At 64.9% G+C, this 21,579-nt stretch carries 17 protein-coding genes and 1 tRNA gene; 9 read left to right on the forward strand and 9 right to left on the reverse strand.

Translation table 11 applies throughout. The features are described from left to right. Nucleotides 1-200: 200 nt before the first annotated feature. The 4 genes from WJU21_RS07345 to WJU21_RS07360 all read right to left on the reverse strand — a co-directional run bounded on the left by WJU21_RS07345 (nt 201) and on the right by WJU21_RS07360 (nt 3,505). Nucleotides 201-1,433 carry an EAL domain-containing response regulator gene (locus tag WJU21_RS07345; protein WP_346322753.1) on the reverse strand — a complete coding sequence of 411 codons (1,233 nt, stop codon included), beginning with the start codon at nt 1,431-1,433 and terminating at the stop codon, nt 201-203. 181 nt (nt 1,434-1,614) lie between these two features. Further along, nucleotides 1,615-1,690: transfer RNA gene (locus WJU21_RS07350), tRNA-Thr, on the reverse strand. A 42-nt stretch (nt 1,691-1,732) separates the two neighbouring features. Beyond that, the gene (locus tag WJU21_RS07355; RefSeq protein ID WP_346322754.1) at nt 1,733-2,806 is read right to left on the reverse strand and encodes a choice-of-anchor A family protein; all 1,074 of its coding nucleotides are present in this window, start codon (nt 2,804-2,806) and stop codon (nt 1,733-1,735) included. Nucleotides 2,807-2,866: 60 nt separating this feature from the next. Further along, nucleotides 2,867-3,505, reverse strand: coding sequence for a nitroreductase family protein (locus WJU21_RS07360; protein ID WP_346322755.1), 639 nt, complete (start codon nt 3,503-3,505; stop codon nt 2,867-2,869). 125 nt (nt 3,506-3,630) lie between these two features. Between WJU21_RS07360 and WJU21_RS07365 the strand changes: the two genes are divergently transcribed. The 3 genes from WJU21_RS07365 to WJU21_RS07375 are packed head-to-tail and all read left to right on the forward strand — an operon-like array spanning nt 3,631 to nt 6,166. Then, the gene (locus tag WJU21_RS07365) at nt 3,631-4,890 is read left to right on the forward strand and encodes a cytochrome P450 (RefSeq protein ID WP_346322756.1); all 1,260 of its coding nucleotides are present in this window, start codon (nt 3,631-3,633) and stop codon (nt 4,888-4,890) included. Between the two features lies 1 nt (nt 4,891). Further along, entirely contained in the window at nt 4,892-5,563 is a 672-nt protein-coding gene (locus WJU21_RS07370) for a TetR/AcrR family transcriptional regulator (RefSeq protein WP_346322757.1), read from the forward strand. Between the two features lie 30 nt (nt 5,564-5,593). Next, the gene (locus WJU21_RS07375; RefSeq protein ID WP_346322758.1) at nt 5,594-6,166 is read left to right on the forward strand and encodes a carboxymuconolactone decarboxylase family protein; all 573 of its coding nucleotides are present in this window, start codon (nt 5,594-5,596) and stop codon (nt 6,164-6,166) included. A gap of 27 nt (nt 6,167-6,193) precedes the next feature. Here WJU21_RS07375 and WJU21_RS07380 read toward each other — a convergent pair whose 3' ends face one another. Next, nucleotides 6,194-7,114 carry a DUF3300 domain-containing protein gene (locus WJU21_RS07380; protein ID WP_346322759.1) on the reverse strand — a complete coding sequence of 307 codons (921 nt, stop codon included), beginning with the start codon at nt 7,112-7,114 and terminating at the stop codon, nt 6,194-6,196. Between the two features lie 117 nt (nt 7,115-7,231). On the opposite strand from WJU21_RS07380, the gene WJU21_RS07385 reads away from it, so the two are divergent. Continuing rightward, nucleotides 7,232-8,455, forward strand: coding sequence for an MFS transporter (locus WJU21_RS07385; RefSeq protein WP_346322760.1), 1,224 nt, complete (start codon nt 7,232-7,234; stop codon nt 8,453-8,455). Continuing rightward, entirely contained in the window at nt 8,452-9,312 is an 861-nt protein-coding gene (locus WJU21_RS07390; RefSeq protein WP_346322761.1) for an LLM class F420-dependent oxidoreductase, read from the forward strand. The genes WJU21_RS07385 and WJU21_RS07390 overlap by 4 nt, the downstream gene beginning before the upstream one ends. A 35-nt stretch (nt 9,313-9,347) precedes the next feature. On the opposite strand, the gene WJU21_RS07395 is transcribed toward WJU21_RS07390, so the two are convergent. From WJU21_RS07395 to WJU21_RS07405, 3 genes are all read right to left on the reverse strand, one after another. Beyond that, nucleotides 9,348-9,518 (reverse strand): hypothetical protein, encoded by a 171-nt coding sequence (locus tag WJU21_RS07395; protein ID WP_346322762.1) that lies wholly within the window; start codon nt 9,516-9,518, stop codon nt 9,348-9,350. A gap of 29 nt (nt 9,519-9,547) precedes the next feature. Then, nucleotides 9,548-10,873, reverse strand: a complete 1,326-nt coding sequence (locus tag WJU21_RS07400) for an MFS transporter (protein WP_346322763.1) — start codon at nt 10,871-10,873, stop codon at nt 9,548-9,550. Between the two features lie 263 nt (nt 10,874-11,136). After that, complete coding sequence (locus tag WJU21_RS07405) at nt 11,137-14,322, reverse strand: autotransporter domain-containing protein (protein ID WP_346322764.1); 3,186 nt, start codon at nt 14,320-14,322, stop codon at nt 11,137-11,139. 490 nt (nt 14,323-14,812) lie between these two features. On the opposite strand from WJU21_RS07405, the gene WJU21_RS07410 reads away from it, so the two are divergent. Together WJU21_RS07410 and WJU21_RS07415 are read left to right on the forward strand one after the other, a co-directional pair. Further along, nucleotides 14,813-16,102 carry a DEAD/DEAH box helicase gene (locus WJU21_RS07410; RefSeq protein WP_346322765.1) on the forward strand — a complete coding sequence of 430 codons (1,290 nt, stop codon included), beginning with the start codon at nt 14,813-14,815 and terminating at the stop codon, nt 16,100-16,102. Between the two features lie 240 nt (nt 16,103-16,342). Beyond that, on the forward strand, nt 16,343-16,552 hold the full coding sequence (locus tag WJU21_RS07415; protein ID WP_346322766.1) for a cold-shock protein: 210 nt from the start codon (nt 16,343-16,345) through the stop codon (nt 16,550-16,552). 150 nt (nt 16,553-16,702) lie between these two features. Here the strand turns inward: WJU21_RS07415 and WJU21_RS07420 are convergent, their stop codons facing one another. Further along, the gene (locus WJU21_RS07420) at nt 16,703-18,007 is read right to left on the reverse strand and encodes a cytochrome P450 (RefSeq protein ID WP_346322767.1); all 1,305 of its coding nucleotides are present in this window, start codon (nt 18,005-18,007) and stop codon (nt 16,703-16,705) included. A gap of 219 nt (nt 18,008-18,226) precedes the next feature. Here WJU21_RS07420 and WJU21_RS07425 point away from each other — a divergent pair, with 219 nt between their 5' ends. Both WJU21_RS07425 and WJU21_RS07430 read left to right on the forward strand, forming a co-directional pair. Beyond that, the gene (locus WJU21_RS07425) at nt 18,227-18,964 is read left to right on the forward strand and encodes a LuxR C-terminal-related transcriptional regulator (protein WP_346322768.1); all 738 of its coding nucleotides are present in this window, start codon (nt 18,227-18,229) and stop codon (nt 18,962-18,964) included. Nucleotides 18,965-19,248: 284 nt separating this feature from the next. Next, nucleotides 19,249-21,549, forward strand: coding sequence for a TonB-dependent receptor (locus WJU21_RS07430; protein WP_346322769.1), 2,301 nt, complete (start codon nt 19,249-19,251; stop codon nt 21,547-21,549). The last annotated feature ends 30 nt before the right edge of the window (nt 21,550-21,579 follow it).

Here is a 21,579-nt window from a genome sequence, read left to right on the forward strand (position 1 = left end):
TTCACATCGAGAAGAGCGACGCGCTCAGCCGCCGCCGCCGGCCCTGCCGCGAGAGAAACGGCGACGATACCCGCCCCGAAGGCACCCGCCGCGCCGGCGCACCGTTCCCTGATAGTGTCCCGGCACTTCCGAGATGTTGGCCCACGCATCCGGAATATTCCTTCCCCGCCCCAGAAAATTTTCCGCTACCTCGCCTGTGCTCAGGTCATCTGCCACGCGTTGAACCAGCCGACCAGCTCACCCGCAGCCATCGGCTTGGCAATGTAGAACCCCTGTATGCAGTCGGCGCCCAGATCGGCGGCCAGGTTCCATTCGGCCTGCGTCTCGACGCCCTCGCAGATGGTGGTCAGGCTGAGGCTGCGCGCCAGTTGCAGGCTGGCCTCGAGAATGGCGCGGGTGCGTTCGTTGTCCGGCGCGCCGGCGACGAATTCCCGGTCGATCTTGAGCTCGCTCACCGGCAGCCGGCTGAGCTGCTCCAGGGTGGCGAAGCCGGTGCCGAAATCGTCGATCGCCAGCCGGAAGCCCTTCAGGCGCAGGCGGGTGGCGATGTCGAGAAAGGCGGACAGGTCGTCGACCAGGCAACTTTCGGTCACCTCCAGCGTCACCGCGGCCGGGCTGCCGCCCAGCATGGTCACGATGCGCGCCAGATGATCCGGCATGTCCAGATTGACCATGGAATGGGCCGAGATATTGATCGCCACGTGGATGTCCTGGCCCTGCGTGCGCCACAGCGTCTGGGCTTCCAGCGCCTTGCCAAGGACGAAGTCGGTCAGCAGGTCGATGGTGTCGGACTGCTCGGCGACGCCGATGAAAGACATCGGGCTGACCAGACCATGCTCGGGGTGGCGCCAGCGCACCAGCGCCTCGCTGCCCCAGATGCGGCCGTCGGCGATCCCCACCTCGGGCTGGAAGTCGACATAGAATTCGCGCTCGGCCAGACCCCGGCGGATGTCGTCGTCGGAAATACGCGTGGTGCCGCCCGGACGCTTGCGGGGCGCATGGACCACCGCGTTGGCGGCGGCGAGAAACTCGCGAACCGCCTCGGCGGGGATGGGTTTGGTCACGTTGCCGAGGATGCGCAGGCCGTGCGACTTCGCAAGGCGGCCGGCCGCGGCCAGGATGTTCCGGTCCTCGCCGCTCATCAGCACGATGCAGGCCTGGGTATCGAAGCCCGCCAGTCCGCGCAGAGTCTCGATGCCGTCCCGGCCCGGCATTTGCAGGTCACAGAAGATCAGGTCGAATGGCAGGTCGCCGCTGACCTTGGCCAGCGCCTCGTCGCCGTCGCGCGCCTCTTCCACATAATCGGCGCCGGCATCGAGCAGGATGTTGCGAATGCTGATCCGGACGAAGGCATTGTCGTCGACGACCAGCACCCGGCGGTGCGACACGCCAGTCCGCACGGCGCCGTCCGGCCTGCCATCCTCAGTGCTCATGTCCATCTGCTCCGCCCCCGAGGAGATTATGTGTCGCGAAAAAATTACGTTCGTATGGTTTGGCTGATGGCAAAATGATACCACCGCAACCATAGGCTGTCGATGGCGTCCGGCACGCCGATTCCGGACGGCGAATCCGGAGGTTACGCTATTCTTGGAAGGGTGATTCTACCAGGGAAAGTGGTGCCGCTTAGGTGACTCGAACACCTGACCCTCGCATTACGAATGCGATGCTCTACCAGCTGAGCTAAAGCGGCCCTGGAAAACGCCGCAACGGATAGACGATGCGGCGGCCGAAATCAAGGACGGGTTGAGGCCCAGCGCGCACGCCGTGCCAATGTCCGCCGTCCGGTCCACAACAATGCCAGCGCGCCGAGAAGGAGCAGCCACGTGGCCGGCTCGGGCACGCTTGTCCCGCCGCCGCCGCCGGGACTGGTGTCGCCACCGGGCGGCACCAGCGGCGGGAAGTATGTGCCGGAATAGGTTCCCAGGTGGAACTCGCCGTTCTGCTGCAGGCTGGCGAACACGGCCGAGCCCTCGATGTAGTTGCTGGTCTGCGCGGCGGCCAGCGGCGCCAGCACCGAACCGCCCCAGGCGGTCGACAGGGCGAAATTCTTCGCCTCGTAGAAATTCCAGATCACCTTCTCGCCCAGGCCGGTGGTCCCGCCGAGGAAGTTCTTGGCCAGCGCGATGTTCTCGCCGCTGACGTTGATCACCACCGTGTCGGCCCCGTTCACGTTGAGCGCAATCTCGCTGGCGTTGCCCAGCTGTGCCGCGGTCAGGTCGAATATCGCCAGCCCCGTCGAATCCGGCGCCGAGATGAAGGTGGCCCGGTTGTTGGCGACGGTCACCGAACTGTTCGAGGCCAGCTGCGACAGCGAACCGGACAGGTCGGTCAGGCTGCTCTGCAGCAGGGTCTTCTGCTGGGTCAGGTCGGCCAGGAAATATTGGTCCGACGCGGCCAGGCCCGACAGGACCGTGTTCTGGTTGACGTTGGTGTTGCTGATGGTGCCGCCCACCTTCACGGTCTGCGCCGGGCCATTCAGGTTGAAGCCGCTGGTGACGTTGCCGCCGATCACCGCGCCCGAGCCGTTATTGAGGCTCTTGGTGTTGCCGGTGACGTTGCCGACCACGGTCAGGCCCGGCTGTCTGGTCGGAGAGAGAGGCGGCGTGCGGATCATGTAGTTGGACGAGCTGCCATCGAGATCGCCGCCGATGAACGAGCGGCCCTCGACCTCTGAATTCGACGTGACGTTGCCGAACACGATCAGGTTCCATTCGCGCAGCGCGTCGGTGCTGACAACGGCCGCGGCAAGCGCCGGCGCCGCGAAAGCCAGCCACAGGGAGCAGGCCAATAGGACGGTTTTCTTCATGGCGGCAGAATACCGACGATTGATGCAAATTCAACATACATGGCGGCGGAGCAGGCTGGTTCAGAAGTATGGCTGGCCCCAACGGTCCCGGTATACCACCTGGGACAGCGGACCGCGGCTGACCGGCCCGAATTTTCCCTCGGGCCAGCCCACCGGCAGGATGGCGAAGGATGCAACAGTTTCCGGCAGGCCGAAAATGGCGTCGCATTCCTTGCCGAACATCATGTGGCGGCAGGTGAGCGTGGAGCCGAGGCCCAGCGACCGCGCCATCAGCAGCATGTTCTGCACCGCCGGATAGACGGACGCGCCGCTCATGCCGAGCGGCCCCCGCGCACCGACGTCGAGGCACGGCACGATCCACACCGGCACCTCGTGGAAATGCAGCGTCAGGTGGTGCACGGCGGCGACCTGCCGCTCCAGCTTGTCCCGCGCCTCGCCGGCCGACATGGATGCCAGCCGCTCGGCATAGTGCTTGCCGACACCTTCGTCGTAAGCGCGCTGGTAATAGACCTGCACCTGACGTTTGACGTCTGGGTCCTTCACCACAAGGAATCCCCAGTTCTGGGCATTGCCGCCGCTGGGCGCGGCCTGGCCGGCGCGCAGAATCTGCTCGATCAGCGCGTCGGGCACCGGGTCTGGCTTCAGCCGGCGCATGGCGCGGGTGGTGAATATGATATCGGACAGGCTCGCGTCGGCCATGGTTTCCTCCCCTGGATAATCAGCCCCATGATCGCGGCAGCAGCGCGCGCCCGCAAGGCCGTTGCAGATTTAATGAACCATTGTTAATATAAATCGCCTCATCAGGGATTTCCGGGGAGGAAGCCATGGAAGCCGCCGTCAAGCGCCGGGTCGAGGACTACAGCCTCATGGATCACGCGACGCAGAGCGACCCGTTCGAATTCTATGCGGCGCTGCACGAGCAGTGTCCCGTCTACCGGATGCCCGAGACCGGCTTCTACATGGTCACCAGATATGACGATCTGCGGCAGGTGCTGAAGGATACCGACACCTTCTCCAACGACGTCAGCGCCAAGGACGGCAAAGGCCTGCAGGGCGATCTGGGCGTGCTGTACGAGGAGATCATTGCCGAGCGCGGCTGGGCCCATGTGCAGACCCTGCAGCGCACCGATCCGCCCGAGCACTCGCGCTACCGCAAGCTGCTGGACCGGGTGTTCACCGCCAGGCGGGTGCGGGAGATGCTGCCCTATGTGGACCAGGTGGCCAACGACCTGATCGAATCATGGATCGACGACGGCCGCTGCGAGTTCAACAGCCAGTTCGCCATGCCCATGCCCGGCATCATCATCGCCGAACAGCTCGGCCTGGGCCGCAAGGACGTGGCCAGGTTCAAGCGCTGGGCCGACGCGCTGATCGCCCTGTCGATCCGCAAGTGGAGCGAGCCGGAGATCCGCCAGATCGCCGAAACCGAGCTGGAAATGCAGCATTATCTCTTCGATGTGTTCGAGGACCGTCGGAAAAACCCCACCGGCGACCTGATCTCGGCCCTTGTCCATGCCCATGGCGACGACGAGGAGCCATTGTCCATGCACGAGCTGCAAAACCTGATGCACCAGCTGATCAGCGGCGGCTTCGAGACCACCCAGAGCGCCATCGCCCACGGGCTGTGGCTGCTGCTGCGTCACCCCGAGACCATGCAGCGGCTGCGGGGTGACATGAGCCTGATCAAGCCGTTCTGCGAGGAGGCCATGCGCATCGAAAGCCCCGTCCAGGGACTGGCCCGCAAGACCACGCGCGACGTGGAGCTGAACGGCACGCTGATCCCGGCAGGCTCCCTGGTGCTGACCCGCTACGGCGCCGCCAACCGCGACCCGGAGAAGTTCGAGTGCCCGCACCTGTTCGACATCGACCGCAAGAATGCGGGGGCCCAGATCGCCTTCGGCGCGGGCGCGCATTTCTGCGTCGGCGCCAGCCTGGCCCGGCAGGAGATGGTCAGCTCGTTCACCGCCCTGCTGACAAGGCTGGACGACATCAGGCTGGAGCACGATTTGCCTCAGCCGGTGCATAATCCCAGCCTGTACTTCATGCCCATGAAGGAGCTGCCGATCACGTTCAAGAAGCGCTGACATGGCCGGCGAGCCGGGCACCGGCGGCCTCACCGCCCGTAATCTGGGAAGGCCGGAAGGTGCCACGGCGGAGGAAACCCGCAAGCGTCTGCTGCAGGCCGCCGCCACCCTGTTTGCCCGCAATGGCCTGCAAGGCACGACGCTGGGCGAGATCGCCGGGGCGGCGGGTCTGACCGCTCCCGCGATCTACAACCACTTCTCGTCGAAGGATGACCTGTTCATCGCGGCCGTATGCTCGATGTTCGACGAGATCGCCGCCGCCATCGACGAAACCGTCTCCGCCCCCGGCGGCTGGCTGGCGCAGGTCACGGCGGTGCTGGGCATGATCCACGAGCTTTACCGCGAAGACATGGTGCTGCAGCGCCTGGGCCATTCGGCGCTGCTGGAGTGCGCCCGCGACCCGGACCGGTTCGGCGCCATCCGCGCCGCGCGCGCCCACATCGACGCGCCATTCCAGCGGATCATCGGCGATGCGGTGAACGCGGGCGAACTGCCAGCCGACACGGATGCGACGGTCGCGGGTGCGGTGCTGGCGTCGTTGGTGATGTCGGGCATCGCCTCCTACACGCTGCTGCACCCGTCGCTCGCCGATTTCGACGGCGCGGTCGACGCCTTCCGCATTCTGGTGGTGGATGGCCAGCGGAAACCGCTTCGGCTGGTGGGCCAGGGCTGACATATTCCTCCCGCCATATGGGAGGAACGAATGGTGAAATTTCCGAAGCTGCGGCGCGGCGACCTGACCGACGAACAGGCGGCCCTGTGGGACGATATCGTCGAGGGACCGCGCAAGGCGAGCATGGGCCCGCCCACCGCCGAACTGGGCGGACCGTTCAATGCCTGGCTGCAGATTCCGTCGTTCGGCCACATCGGCTCGAAGATGGGCGAGCGGCTGCGTTTCGGCTCGCTGCTGGGCGGCAGGGAACGCGAACTGGCGATCCTCACCGTCGGCGCCCACTGGAAGGCGGAATACGAATTCTGGGCCCATGCCCGCATGGCCCGCGCGGAAGGCCTGCCCGAGGCGATCATCGAGGCCGTGCGCACCGGCGCCCCGCCGCCCTATGAGAACGACACCCAGCGTCTGGTGCACGAAGTGGCGCGCGACCTCCTGCAGTCCGGCCGGGTCGGCGACGCCTTGCACGCCGCCGCCAGCGCGGCGCTGGGTTTTCCGAAGCTGGCCGAAGTGACGGCGCTGGTCGGCTATTATTGCCTGGTGTCGTTCACATTGAACGTCGCCGACGCGCGCCTGCCCGAGGGCGAGGCGCCGATCTGGCCCTGACCAGCGACACTGCGATTCCAGGTGTTTCTAGCGCTCCGCTTCCGGCTGCGGGTCCACCTTAGGTCGGATGATCGTGACGCCCGATGCGCCCCGAGGGCCGCGGCGGATCCCGCTGTCACGGCCAGGGCCCTCCGATTCGAACCGCGCCCGCACCGCGGCTGTGGGATAGGGCGCGCCGCGCCGGTGGCCGGGGTCGTGCTGCCATGTTTCGGTGACGCCGCGGCGGGTCATCCTGAGTTGCCGTGTTTCCCAGTCGGGGCTGGCGCTGGCATAGGATGCGGCCGCCAGCGTGTTGCACGGCGCGAAGGATATGCCGGCCGAGAGCATGTCGTGGACACGGGGGCCGCGCTGGCGGGGCCTCCAGATCAGGGGCGGCTTCTCGGGCAGCCACCAGGCGCCGTAGATGGTGGACGGGTCGTAGACCGGCACGCAGATGTCGCGCGGATTGGCCGGCAGGATGGTGATGAGGTCGCCCGCCACATAGATGTTCTGCTGCAGGCTGGAGCGCAGCGATCCCTGGTCAAGCGCCAGGCCCCGCAACGTCTGTACGGTCTCGATCACCGCCGGCTGTTCGCGCAGGAACACGTCACCGAGACGGCGCACCCAGTCCGCATGGGCGCCCATCATGGCGAGAACGGCGGGGAACTGCAGCAGCGCGGAAACAGTCGGCTCCCAGCCCTTGTTGCGGATCTCCATCGCCAGTTCCTGCCCCCGCAACCCGTCGTGCTCTTCCATGAAGCGCACGGCTTCACCGACCTCGACGGGATAGGTCGCCGCGGCCAGCACATGGGCGAGCAGCGGGTCGGGATAGAGCGCGACCGGCGCGATGAGCTGGTCCAGATCATCCTGGCTCACGGGCGCCGGCCTCTCGGCCACGACCAGTGCGGGTGCCGGCGCCGCCGCCAGGCACAGTGTCACGATCACCCAGAACACTCTCAGTTTCGTCAAACAGATATTCCCCTTGCAGGCGACGCGGCAGTTTCGCATGGCCGCCCTCGCACGGCCAGAATGCAGGTTCCCCACTCGGCCAAAAGCCCTAAGATCGCCGCCGGGGAGAGTGCCTGCATGAAGATCTACTATGGTTGGTACGTGGTCGCCGTGGCCATGCTGTTCCAGGCGGTGACGTTCGGCCTGGGTACCTACGCCTTCACCTTCTGGGTCGAACACTGGATGCATGCATTCGACGCGGGGCGCGGCGACGTGATGTGGGCGATCACCGTCTTTACCATTGCCCTTGGCGTGATGGGACCAGCCGCCGGCTGGGCGTTCGACCGGGTCTCCATGCGGGTGCTGATCTGCCTGGGCGGGCTATCCTATGCCGCGGGCCTGGCGCTGATCTCGGTTTCCACGGCGCTCTGGCAGATCGTCGCCATCTATGCCGTGCTGCTGGGCCTTGGCTTCACGCTTGCAGGATCGCTGGGCGGACAGGCCCTCGCCGCCAAATGGTTCCGGGGCAAGCGCGGACTGGCCATCGGCATCGTCTCGCTGGGCAGTTCGCTCGGCGGCGCGGTGCTGCCGCTGCTGGTTACCGTTCTCGCCCGGGAGTTCGACTGGCGCACCGCCCACCAGATCCTCGCCGTATTCGCCGCCCTGGCCATCATCCCGCCGGCCTGGCTGGTTATTCGCAACAGCCCCGAAGCGGCGGGCGTCGTACCGGACCCCGAAAGCGCCCTGTCGCGGCAGGCCGCCGCCGACGGGCTGCACCGGGAGTGGAGCTATGCCGAGATTCTGCGCGAGCGGACGTTCTGGCTGATCGTCCTCGGCATCCTGCCGCCTGCGCTGGCCTTTGCCGGTTTCATGGCCAACCTTGGGCCCTATGCCGCGGATGTGGGCATTCCGCCCGCGCTGGGCGCGTCGCTGATGTCGGTGGTGGCGGTGGCCATGGTCGGCTCAAAGCTGGCGGTCGGCACCCTGTCGGACCGCGTCGACCTGCGCTTCGTCTACTGGGCCACCGCTATTCCCTTGATGGTGGCCATGGCAATCATGATCGGCCGGCCCAGCTATCCCGCCATGCTCGCCGTCGCCGCCTGCGCCGGCTTCACCGGCGGCTCGCACATGGCGCTGCTGGGCGCCATGGTCGGCGCCCGGTTCGGCGCGGCCTCGTTCGGCAAGGTGGCCGGACTGCTGATGCCGTTCCTGACCGTAAGCGCACTGGGCGCGGTCATCTCGGGCCGCGTATTCGACCACTTCAACTCCTACGATCCGGCGCTGGAAATATATATGATCGGTGCGCTCGTCGCGGCGGCGGGCATGTTTTTCCTGCCAACGAGAAAGCGGACCAAAGCATGAAATTCGGTATCGGCCCCATCAACAAGGACATCGCCTCGCCCGGCGCCATGATCGCCAATGCCAGGCTGGCGGAGCAGGCCGGAATCGAATCGGTCTGGACCTTCGAGCATGTCATCATTCCGCTCGAATACGACAGCCGCTATCCCTACAACGCCACGGGCCGCATGACGGCGATTCCCGAAACCAATTACGTGGACCCCTTGCTGGCGTTGACGGCCATCGCCGCCGAGACCACGACCCTGCGCCTCGGCACCGGCGTGAACATCCTGTCGCAGGCCAATCCGCTGCTGCTGGCCAAGCAGGCCGCCAGCCTGGATTTCATTTCCGGAGGCCGGTTCATGCTGGGGGCCGGCATCGGCTGGCTGAAGGAAGAGTTCGCCGCCATGGGCACGCCGTTCGAGCACCGCGGCGCGCGGTTCGACGACTATATCCAGGCCATGCGCAAGGTCTGGTCGGGCGATGTCGTGGAGCACGAAAGCGAGTTTGTCAGCTGGCACAACTTCAAGTCCTACCCGGTGCCGGTGCAGACGCCCCTTCCGGTCCATATCGGCGGCAGCAAAGGCAAGGTGTTCGAGCGGGTCGCCCGTTATGGCAACGGCTGGTATTCGCCCAGTGGCAGCGTCACCGAACTGACCGAGCAGCTTGCGGTGCTGCGCGATACCTGCGACCGGGTCGGCCGCGATTTCAACGAGATCGAGATTACCGGGGTATGGGCGATGAAGGGCGGCGCCGACGCGGTGAAGCGGTTTGCGGACATTGGGGTCCACCGCCTGACCGTACCCGTATTCGCCCTCTGGCCGGACAAGGCAGCGGACATGATCAAGCAGCTTGGGGACGAGATCGTCCCTGCGACCTGAGCGATCTCAGGCGGCCCTGCCGCGCCGGGACAGGATCAGTGGCGTATTTCGCGGATCGCTAGGCGAATCCGGTTCCAGGTCTCGGCCTGTTCCTTGTCGCCGCGCTTCTCGCATTCCTGCTGCCGGGAGGCGGCTTCGTATTCCGCCTGGTTGCCGTGTGCCCGGTAGAGCCGCTGGGCATAGTCGATGATCTGTGTCGCTTGCATCGAACCTCTCCATTGCCAAACCCTATGTCTTAGGTAGGGCCTGGGGCGGAGCGTTCAACCGTGTCCCGGCCAAAGCCCGTCAGCTTCATGTAGATGCCCGCCACCAGGCCGATGCCGCAGGTTGCGATGACATAATAGGCCGGCGCGAGGGCGCTTTCCCCGAGCAATGCGGCCACCGCAACAGGGGTGAGGCCGCCGAAAATCGCATAGGCAAGGTTGTACGAAAACGACAATCCGGAGAAGCGCACCGCGGGTGGAAACGCCTTGACCATGACATAGGGAACCGCGCCGACGATGCCGACGGACAGGCCGGCGAGCGCGTAGAGCGTCATCAGCTGCGACGGATCGGCGACGATCTTGGTATAGAAGCCCCAGACGCAGCCCGCGAGCAGCACGCTGCCCGCGATGAAGGTCGTGCCCGCACCGTAGCGGTCGATGGCCCAGCCGGCGAACAGGCAGCCCACGGTCAGTGAGGCAACCGCGAGCAAATTGGCGTTGAACGCGGCTGCCGGCGCAAAGCCGTAGGCGGATTGCAGGATTCCCGGCGTCATCAGGATCACGACGACGATGGCCGCCGTCAGCATCCAGGTGAGCAGCATGGACAGCGCCACCGAGCCCGGATGGGCGAGGAGCACGGTTTTCACCGGCAATTCGCGGGCCAGCGCCCTGTGCTGGCGCATTTCCTCGAATACCGGCGTCTCGCTCAGATAGCGCCGGAGATAGACGCCGAGCAGGCCGAACACGCCGCCGGTCACGAAGGCCAGGCGCCAGCCATAATCGAGAACCTCCTGCGGCGACAGGGTCTGGTTGAGGAAGGTGGCCATCAGCGATCCCAGCAGGATGCCGACCGTGAGGCCTGCGGTAAGCGTGCCGCAGGCAAAGCCCATATGCCGCGGCGGGACATGCTCGGCCACGAATACCCAGGCGCCCGGCACCTCGCCGCCGATGGCCGCGCCCTGGATGATCCGCAGCAGCAGCAGCAGGACCGGCGCGGCGATGCCGATGTCGGCGTAGGTGGGCAACAGGCCCATGGCGAAGGTGGGCACGGCCATCAGGAAGATGCTGAAGGTGAACATGCGTTTGCGGCCGACCAGATCGCCGAAATGCGCCATGACGATGCCGCCCAGAGGCCGCGCCAGATAGCCCGCCGCGAATATGCCGTAGGTCTGGAGTTGCCGCACCCAATCGGACACGTCGGGCGGGAAGAACAATTTGCTGAGCGCCGCCGTGAAGAACACGAAGATGATGAAGTCGTAGAATTCGAGGGCACCGCCCAGGGCGGACAGCGACAATGTCTTCACGTCCTGCCGGGACAGCGGACGGCTGGCATGGGCGTCGGCGGCGATGGTGCTCATGCGGCTGCTTCTCGTCGTTCAGGGCTGGCCGCCGATCCTCACCGGAAGCATTTTCTCAATACTGCATAAGCGGCGGGCCGACTACGGATTTCGCGGCTGACGAGGGCGCCGCGGCGCTGGCACGGACAGTGCGGACCAGACGCCCGGTCCCGCGACACGGAACCTTCGCCACGGGCATACGTTCACAGGCTGTAGTCGTCTCAGCCGGCTACATACGGGACGGGGCCCGCGCGGCGAAAGCCGCCGGGCTTCGTTCCTATTTGTCAGAAGCTGACGCGAACCGTTCCCGACACGATGTGGTTCAGCTTGCCGCCACCGAATTCGGCGTCGTAATCGAACGACAGCGTCCCGAAATGCGCGCTGAGATCGACGCCGACACCCGCATAATACGTGGTCTTGGCGGCGAGCGCGCCCACGGTCATGAAGTCGTCGGACAGCCGGGTAGGCAGGTTGTTGCCATCCTTCAGGAAGCCGAAATAGGCCGCATTGGTCGGCCCCTTGTAGCTGAATTCGTGCGTGGCGCCGACGCGGATCTGTGGCTCGATAAGGCCGGTGCCGTCTTCGAACCGCATGCCGGCGGTCAGGCCGAAATTGCCGCGCGCAAAACTGACGTCCTGCTCACCCACCACCAGATTGGTCGCCGCGCCGGAGGTGTCGTTTTCGCCAAGGCCGGTTTCCACATACCCGTTCTCATGCAGCTTCATCCAGCTGAAACTGGCCGCTGCGCCGAGTGTGTAGCGGCCCATGACGATGTTGTATCCAGCGCGAACATTGGCCGCCATATGATGACCGCTCCACTCGCCAAGCGAGGTGCGCGAGACCGATCCGATGACGATGTTGCGCTCGCCGTCATAGGAGCTGAAGCCGTAGCCGCCGCTGACGTCGACGAAGAAACCACTGTTCTCCCAACCGGCATAGACATTGAACTGGGTGGTCGAGACCGCCGTCGGTTTATCGAACGAGGTCTTCTCCTTGTATTCGGACCAGACCTGCGAAAGGCTGATGCCCACCGCGTCGAGACCGAGCAGCGGATAATCCGCGCCCAGCGCCACGCCATAGCTGTAACCGCCATAGCCGAGCTGATCGGCGAACGGGCTCTGATTGGCGACGAGGACGAGCTGTTCGGCCCAGATTGTCGGCTGGTTCCGCTTGCTCATCCGCTTGGCGCGCTTGGGATCCTTGCCGGCAATGCGCTCGACCCGCTCCTTGTAGCGCTGATCGAGCTTGTAAATGCCGTCCATACGCTTGTTGATGGCGCCGAAGATGGCGGCCTGGGTCTGGAAGATGCCCTGCTGCGTCGCGCCGCTGTTGTCCGGCATGAGCTGGTTGAAGGCGTCCTGGACCTCTTCGGCGGTCTTCAGATTAGCCATGGCCGCGCCCATTTCCGTGTCCTGCTCGAGCAGCGTCTTGGTGACGTTGAAGACAGCGGTCTGATTGCCGTTCAGGCCAAGCTCCTCGGCGGTCGCCCGGTGGACGGTGACAACGAGCTTGCCCGGGTCTTCCTCGTCGATCGCCACGTCGACATTGAAGAACGCCGATGTGTCCGAGATCATCAGCCCGGTTACGTCCGTTTCGAAGGTCAGCGTCGCCGCATCGACCAGCGTGAAGGTGATATCCTCGGCGGACAGCGTCTTGAAATCGGTGACCAGGCCGGTCCCGTCGGCAAAGCTCACCGTCCCCGATGCCGTCAGCGTGCCGGCAATGGCGTCGCTGCCGAAGATCGGAACGACCAGGGTGGAATCCTTGTCGAACGCCGCGTCGCGCACCTGCGCGCCGTCCTCGCTGACGATGGCGAAGGTCGAGCCCTTGACGTCGAGATCGACGCTGCCCTTGGTTGCCGCGAGGTCGCCCGAGAACATCGCATTGTTCAGCATGAAGGTGTTTTCACCGCCGCCGAAATCGATGGTGCCGGTCTGGGTGCCGCCGTCGAGGGTATAGCTGTCGTCACCGGTACCAAACAGGACGTCGCCGGCGATGGTGCCCGTATTCAGGACGGATACGTCGACCGTCGACACGCTGAGGTCGATGGCCGTGCCGGTTGACGTGATCGGCAGACCCTTGATGTCGGCGCCAATGGTTTCGATCGACGAGATGGTGCCGGTGTTCTCGATGAACTTCAGCGTGTCCGACGCGTCGACGATGGTAATGGCGTCGCCGTTCACCGATGTCGCCTCGGCCTCCAGCAAGCCCGAATTGGTCAGCTTGTCGAGTTGCGCGCTCTGCTCGATAGACAGGGCATAGGCGTCGCCGGTCTCGGTGGTGGCCTTGATCGTGCCCACATTGTTCAACTCGGGCAGGATCGCGCCCGAGCCGATGGCAACGGAGGTGGACTTGCCGCTGTCGGACTTGGTGGTGATGTCGCCGCCGTCGTTCAGGAAGCCGCCGACCACCGTGGTGGTGCCCGTGGCACCGGTCCCCGCGCCCAGACCGATGCGCACGGTCTCGGCCGGGCCATTATCGGCGGTCGAGCTGCTGGTCATGTCGCCGCGATTGATGATGCCGTAGGCGTCCTCGTCCGCTCCCACCGCGCCGATGGTGAGATTGCCGCCCACGGTGCCGCCGGCATCGGGGCCGACATGCAGCGCGTTTTCGGGGCCGATGATGGTGATCGTTGCGTCGACGCCGATGTCGTCTTTCTTCAGACCGCGAATGGTCTCGACCGTTCCGGCGGTGAGGCTCTTCTCCTCCACATCGGTAAGTCCGTCGCCCGTATTGACAATGCCACCGCTGACGCTACCCGCGATCGCCAGGCCGTCGCCGCCCGGCGTTTCCGGGATGGTGATCGTATTGCCCTTGCTGTCGAAGGACTGGCTCGAGCCGACGCCGGTACTGATCGAGCCGTTGTTGGTGACGCTGCCGGAAACATTGCCGCTGACCAGCACGCCGACACCAGCCTCGCCGGTGGCGGTGATCTGGCCGTCGTTCTTGATGCTGCCGGTCAGCGATCCGGCGCTGAAGATGCCGGCCGATTCGAAACCGTCGACGGTGATCGTGCCGCCGGTGTCGTTGAGGATGTCGCCGGCCATGCTCGCGCCGGGCTGCAGATAGATACCGTAATTGCCGCCGTCCTTGGTGTCGTCGTCCGCATCGGTGCCGAGGGAGATGGTCCCCTTGTTGGTGATGTCGCTGGTCACCGATCCGCTGATCACGATCCCGCGGCTGTCGATGCCGCCGCTGGACTGGATGCGTCCGTTGTTCTCCACCGTGTTGTTGCTGTTGACGGTGACCGCGGTGCCCTTGTCGACCGAAACCGCGCCGCCGGATTCGATGAGGATGTTGCCGGGACCGCTGCTGGCATTGGCGGTGTTGACCGGCTCGGTCACCGTTTTCGTGATGGTCAGGTCCGCGGCCTCCGAAAGATCGGGCACGCCCATGGTGCTGGCGACGACGAGGCCTCCAGCAATGGCGTAGCCGGCGCGCAATCGGCGGCGGGGTCGGACTTGATACATTCAGAAGCCTCTCGGGTGATTCAACTGCGCGAGCGCAATCTCAACTGTTCACAGGGTAAATTGCAAGCGCCCAACTGTGCAAATCACGGTTGGGCAAGACGGATGGAACGGAAAACGGCCAGTGCCGACGATGACGCCTCCCTAGTCTTTCCCCTTTACACCCACGCGCCTACGTCCCGTGCGCGCGGCAGTGGTCGCACAGGACGTAGGCGTTGGGAAAGGCTTCGCCGCGTTTGGTGGAAAAGATTCCCCGGGTGTGGCGAAAACGCATCACCTTCAGGGTCATAGCCCGATACCGCTTGACATGGGCACGAAGCAGGCGCACTTACCCTGCAGACCTACCGTGACCGCGCGATACGCCCTGATGGCGTTTCCTTCCGGACAGGTCACCGAAAAACCCCGCTTGATTTCCAGGTGCGCGTGGAAAAGGCAACACGCTGAGAGCGTCCGCGATGACCGCGTGCGCCCGGCGCGGAAGGACTCTGTTTAAGTGACCCAATTTATTGATCTCGGGCTTATCGAGCCGCTGATGAAGGCTCTGGCCACCGAGAACTACACCACCCCCACCCCGATCCAGGCGCAGGCGATCCCGCTGCTGCTGCAGGGCCGCGATCTGCTGGGCATTGCCCAGACCGGCACCGGCAAGACCGCCGCGTTCACCTTGCCCATCCTGCAGCGCCTGGCCGCCGAGAATATCCAGGCCGCGCCGAAGACGGCGCGGACGCTGATCCTCGCCCCGACCCGCGAACTGGCGGTGCAGATCGCCGACAGCATCCGCGCCTATGGCGCCCATCTGAACCTGCGCCACACCGTCATTCTTGGCGGCGTCGGCCAGAACCCGCAGGTAAAGGCCATGGCCCGCGGCGTCGACATCCTCGTCGCCACGCCGGGCCGCCTGCTCGACCTGGTCAATCAGAAGCATGTCAACCTCTCGGGCACAGGCATTCTGGTGCTCGACGAGGCCGACCGGATGCTCGACATGGGCTTCATCCGCGACGTGCGCAAGATTGTTGCCCACATGCCGCGCAAGCGCCAGTCGCTGCTGTTCTCGGCCACCATGCCCGGAGACGTGGCCCGGCTTGCCCAGGACATGCTGATCGATCCGGTGCGTGTCGAGGTCACGCCCCAGGCGACCACCGTCGAGAAGATCAGCCAGAGCGTCTATTTCATCGAGTCCGCCGGCAAGCAGTCGCTGCTGACCACCCTGCTGCGTGACGAGGCCCTGTCCAAGGTGATCGTGTTCACCCGGACCAAGCACCGCGCCAACCGCGTCGCCGAGCAACTTGGCCGGTCGGGCCTGCCCGCCGATGCGATCCATGGCAACAAGTCACAAAGCGCCCGCCAGGGCGCCCTTGACCGCTTCAAGTCCGGCGCGTCCCGCGTGCTGGTCGCCACCGACATCGCCGCCCGCGGCATCGACGTGGACGGCATCAGCCACGTGATCAACTTCGAATTGCCGAACGAGCCCGAGAGCTACGTCCACCGCATCGGCCGCACCGCGCGCGCCGGCGCCGGCGGCGTCGCCATCGCGTTCTGCGACCCGACCGAACGGGCCTATCTGAAAAGCATCGAGAAGCTGACCCGCGTACAACTCACGGTCACGGGCACGCCGCCCCGCGAGGCCGGCGCCGATCAAAGCGACGCGAGGCCTGCCCGCGAGGCAAGGCCTCCCCGCGATGCACGGTCCGAGCCGGGCAACACGCGCAATACGACAGCGCAGCCGGATGCCCGCCGGAATCCCAATCGCCGCCGCCGCCGTCCCATGCGTCAGGCCGCCTGAGACTTTCGCAGCCCCTGGTCACGGCCGGTTTCCGGCCGGGATCAGGTCCGCGCGCCGGGTGAATTTTATTTGTGTTCGCCAGATTGCGTGATTATATCCGCAAGATCAGTGACCTAAGACCGGGCTCATCTGCTTCGTCACCGACCGAGCTATCGAATTCAGGACTTGAGCGAGCTGAGAAACTGTCCGCACCGGTTGGTGCGGATGGTCGTTATGCCATCATTGAAGAAAGCACTCTCTATGACCAACGGAACCGTGAAGTGGTTCAATTCGACCAAGGGCTATGGCTTCATCCAGCCGGACGATGGTTCGGCCGACGCCTTCGTCCACATCTCCGCCGTCGAGCGGGCCGGCCTGTCGGGCCTGCGTGAGGGGCAGAAAGTCTCTTACGAACTGACTCGTGGCCGCAACGGCAAAAGCTCAGCTGAAGAACTGAAGCCGCTCGACTAACAATCCGGCGAACTGCAGGGAGGGTCTCACTCGTGAGCCCTCCACATGCATCCCGGGCTCCACGGCCCGGGACGCCAAGAGACTGATTCCAGAAGTTCGCCTACCAAACTGCCTCGATTCGAGGCGTTTTTTTTGGCCGAGGCATTGCGCTCAGCCTGGACCGCCGGGTTGTTGCCTTGGCGTGAACTCGACGAACAGCGTCGTCTTGATCCGCAGGGCGTAGTTGGGCAGGTGCCGGAAGGTGTTTTCGGGCGCCAATCGGAAATCCTCGACCCGGTCGATGAAGGTCTTGAAGGCCCAGTAGAGCTCGCGCCGGGCGAGCGGCGCCCCCAGGCAATGGTGTGTACCCGAACTGAAGCCGAGATGCGCGCCGGCGTTCTTGCGCTCCAGGTCCACCTGCCCGGGGCACTCGAACTTCTCCGGATCCCGATTGGCGGCGGCGAAGCGGATGCAGATGATCGACCCTTGCGGGATGGTCACGCCATGCATCTCCACGTCGCGCGTGGTGAGCCGGGTCAGTCCCTGCACCGGGCTTTCCAGCCGGACTACTTCCTCGCAGAACGTTTTGAGATACCGGTCCGGATCGGATTTCAGGCGGTTCCAGACATCCTTGTTCATGCCCAGCAGCATCAGCCCACCGGCGATGGCGTTGGTGGTGGTCTCCGACCCGCCGACGAAGGTGTCCTGCATCATCTCGGCATGCAGCTCGTTGTCGGTCAGCGGCCGGCCCCATTCGGGGATCACCGTGTTGACCAGCGCCGACAGCAGCGTGCCGTCGGGATTGCGGCGCAGCCGCTCGAAGATCGGCTGGAAATAGTGCTGGGCCTCGATCTCCTTGTCGATGGACCAGAGCAGTTCCTCCTCGGTCAGCCCGAAACCGCGCCCCTTGATCCAGGCATCGGTCCACTCCTTGATCCGCCAGATGTCCTCGTCCCGTGCGCCCATCTGCCTGCAGATGACGATCAACGGCAGCGGCGCGGCGTACTGGCCGACGAACTCGCAATGGCCGTCGCCGATGAACCCGTCGATCAACTGGCCGGCGACCTGCTCGACGAAGGAATCCATCTCCTTGATCTTGCCCGCGGTGAACGCCTGGTCGAACATGGCGCGCATCTGCTTGTGCTCGGGGTCGTCGCGGCCCGCCAGCGAGATGCCCGGCACCCAGCCCTTATCACGGTACCTGTCGTGGACAAGACGCGCGGTGCCCGTTGCATTCTTGAAGTCCTCGCCCGGCCGGCGATTGGAGAAGGTGTCGGTGTCCCGCAGAATTTGCCGCAGGTCCTCGTAGCGGGTGATGTTGAAGATGCCCGTCAACGGATCCCGCCACACCGGCGCCTGTTCCCGAAGCAGGTCGTAGGTCGGGTAGGGACATTCCAGCACTTCGGGGTCGGCCAGCACCGCCTCGTCGAGGCTTCGCGGGCATACCGGATCCGCCATGCGGTTCACTTTGGCCATGGACATTCGCTCCGTCAGCGCGTGGTGGCAATTGACCCGGACTTTAGTGGCAAGGGCGAGGCCGCACCCCTGTGTGAACTGACAGGTATCGGCGACGCGGCAGCGGGTGTAAGCAGGTCTGTCCCGCGCGGACCATCCTCGCGGCCACATTGAGTTGTGCTCAGGGGCGGGACAGGTCTTGCGACTTGCCCCAACCGAGCGAAGCGTAGGTGATGTGGAATGATTGTCGTTGATTTCCCTGAAGTCTCCGATGTCGCGGGTTCGCGGATCCTGGACAACTACGCCGACAGCCGCGGCTGGTCCGGATATATCTGTTCGGTCGAAGGAGGCAGGAGCGGAACGCACATCCCGCTCAAGGCCTCCGGCGCGGTTTCATCCTCGGCGCGCAAGCTGATTGAGCAATACACCAGAGAGGAATTCGGCGACGAGGACCCGGTGCAGTGCTGGATCAGGGACAACGCCAAACCCGTCATATGGACCGTCGACGAGTTCCGCCACAACGGCAGCCCGCGCCAGCGCGAGCTTTTCACCATTGTCGCCGACGAGGGCTTCCATAGCGGCGTCTCAATCCCGCTGTTCGGACCGTCGAACATCCGCGGCACGCTCGTCGCGCTGGATTCCGCCGAGAGTATCGAGGTCGACCGCGCGATCGATGAAATCAAGGAGTCGATCCCGCTGGGAAACTCGCTCATCACCTGCGCCTGCCGGCAAGCGCCGCCGAGCCCCGCCGCGCCCGCGCTGACCGCGCGGGAGATCGAGTGCCTCAGGTGGGTGGCGATGGGAAAGACCTCGTGGGAAATTTCCCTGATCCTGGCCATCAGCGCCCGTACCGCCGATTTTCACGTCCAGAACGCCATGGCCAAACTCGACGCCAGCTCCCGCCAGCAGGCCATCTACAACGCCATGGGACTCGGCCTGTTGCCCCGGCCTATGCCGGCGCCGGAAACGATCGCATAACGGATCCGCCGCCACGAGGGCCGGAACCTCGTAAATCTATCAGGTAGTCACCCGCGCGCTCGCCAACTTACCATCCGGGAACGTGTCCATCGGCACGTCAGGGATGAATCTGCGGCCCATCCGCAGATGACGCGGGGGAGGAAACTATGAAAAAGCTCATGAGACGCGGTGAAAAACCGCGCCGTGATGCCATCGCAAGATCGGCTTTGTCTATCGGATTGTTTGCCGGACTATTGTTGGCTCTTGCGCCGATACAGGCATCCGCTCAGGACAAGCCTATCATATTGCGCGGCACCGAGACGGTGACGGTGACGGCGCGCAAGCAGACCGAGACGCTGCAGGAAGTGCCCGTGACCGTGACCGCCGTCGGCGCCGCGGAGATCGATCGCTTCAACTACGACAAGGTCGCGGACATCACCAGCCGCATTCCGACGCTGAACGTGCAAACCGGCGGCTCGGGCTCGGGCGCGTCGCTCAGCCTGCGCGGTGTCGGCTCGTCCTACATCTCGGCGGCGTTCGATTCCGCCGTGGCGCTGGACTTCGACGGCATGCAGGTCAGCTCCATGCGCGTGCTGCAGTCGGCCTTCATGGACGTTCGCCAGATCGAGGTGCTGAAGGGCCCGCAGTCGCTGTATTTCGGCAAGAGCGCCTCGGCCGGCGTGCTGTCGATCAAGTCCGCCGACCCCACCGACGACTGGGAGTTCGGCGGCAAGGTCGCCTACGAGTTCGAGGAGGACGGCCTCACCACGGAAGCGTCCGTTTCCGGCCCGGTCACCGACAAGTTCGGCTTCCGGCTGGCGGCCCGCTACAACGACATCAGGACGGTGTGGTTCAACACCGCGCCGGTGGCCGATCCCCACCGCGGCGAGCGCAACCTCAACATCCGCGCCACGTTCGAGTTCGAACCCACCGACAACTTCACCGCCAACCTCAAGCTCAACTACATCCGTCACGCCAATGACGGCGCCATCCAGCGCTCGGCCATGGATTGCGGGCCCAACGGCGTGCCCGATTCCGTCTTCCTGCTGAGCGGCGCGCTGCCAATTCCGGCGGGCTATCCGTGCTACGAGACAGGCAAGCAACCGGTGTTCTACCTCCCCGACATGGCGCCAGCCCTCTCGGCCCAGGCGCCGGCCGAAGGCCCCAGGCTGAAAGGGGGCATCCCCTATGGCCGCTCGGACATCTATTTCGGCGTGCTAAAGTGGGACTGGAACATCACCGGCAGCCTGACGCTGTCGTCGGTCAGCGGCTACCTGGACCAGTCGGCCCAGGACAACGACAGCTATTCCTACGGCGGCGTCATCGCCGGCGTCGGCCAGGGCGCGGGCACTGGCCTGACCGACAACCAGCTGCGCCAGTTCAGCCAGGAAGTCCGCCTGCGCAGCGACTTCGACCACTGGTTCAACTTCATGGTCGGCGCCTTCTACGAGGACCGCCACATCGAGTTCAACACCAGCCAGAACGCGGTCAACATCTCGTTCTTCAGCCCCGACCCGATCACCGGCAACAGCTTCGACTGGTACAAGGAGCATCCGACCGATACGAGCGCAGTCTCGGTGTTCGGCAGCGCCACCATCAACTTCACCGACGAGTTGGAGCTGTCGGGTGGCGTGCGCTGGACCCATGAAAAGAAGGTCAACCACATCCTGGTGCCCTATGTGCACACCTTCCTGGTGGCGACCGGCGCCTTCATCCAGAGCGGGTTCGATTCTGGCCCGATCGAATTCCGCGACAACAACATCTCGCCGGAAGTGACGCTGAGCTGGCAGGCGACGGACGACATCAAGCTCTACGCATCCTACAAGACCGGCTTCAAGTCGGGCGGCATCGACAATTCGGCACTGCCGTCGTCAAACCTGCTGGGCTTCGCCAGCCCGGATCCGGAGGTCCGACAGGCCACGGCCGATGCGCTGGTCTATGAGTCCGAGACCGCCAAGGGCGGCGAGATCGGCGTCAAGTCGCAATGGGCGGACCGCTCGCTGACCCTGAACCTGTCGGCCTTCTATTATGTGTTCAAGAACCTGCAGGTGCAGAACTTCGACGCCGTGGCCATCCAGTTCCTGACCGCCAACGCTGGCGAGGTGACCACCAAGGGCGTCGACCTGGACTGGCGCTGGGCAACGCCGCTCGACGGCCTCAGCCTCTACGGATCGATGACGTTCCTGAGCAACAAGTACACGGCGTTCTTCGACCCCAACCCGCTGGACGGCGTGTCGCAGAACCTCGAGGGCCGGGACGGACTGCAGTCGCCGGACTTCTCCGGCAACGCCGCCTTCGACTGGCGCGTGCCGCTGGGCAACTCGCTGGAGCTCGGCCTGACCGGCAACGCCCGGTACAGCGGCTCGTTCTTCACCAACTTCAGCAATTACCGGCAGAGGGCCTACTGGACGTTCGACCTGGCCGCCTCCATCGGCGATCCGGAGGGCCGCTGGCGCCTGTCGATGATTGGCACCAACCTGACCGACAAGCACTACCTGCAAAGCTCCGGCCCGCGGCCGTTCCTGCAACCGGGCGTAGGCGACGACGAGATCTTCACCTTCGCGCGCGGCCGGCAGCTCACGGTGGAAGCGTCGTTCAGGTTCTAGCGTTCCCCTGTACTACGTGGCGATCCGGCT

The organism is Emcibacter sp. SYSU 3D8 (genome assembly GCF_039655875.1).
Lineage (GTDB): Bacteria > Pseudomonadota > Alphaproteobacteria > SMXS01 > SMXS01 > RI-34.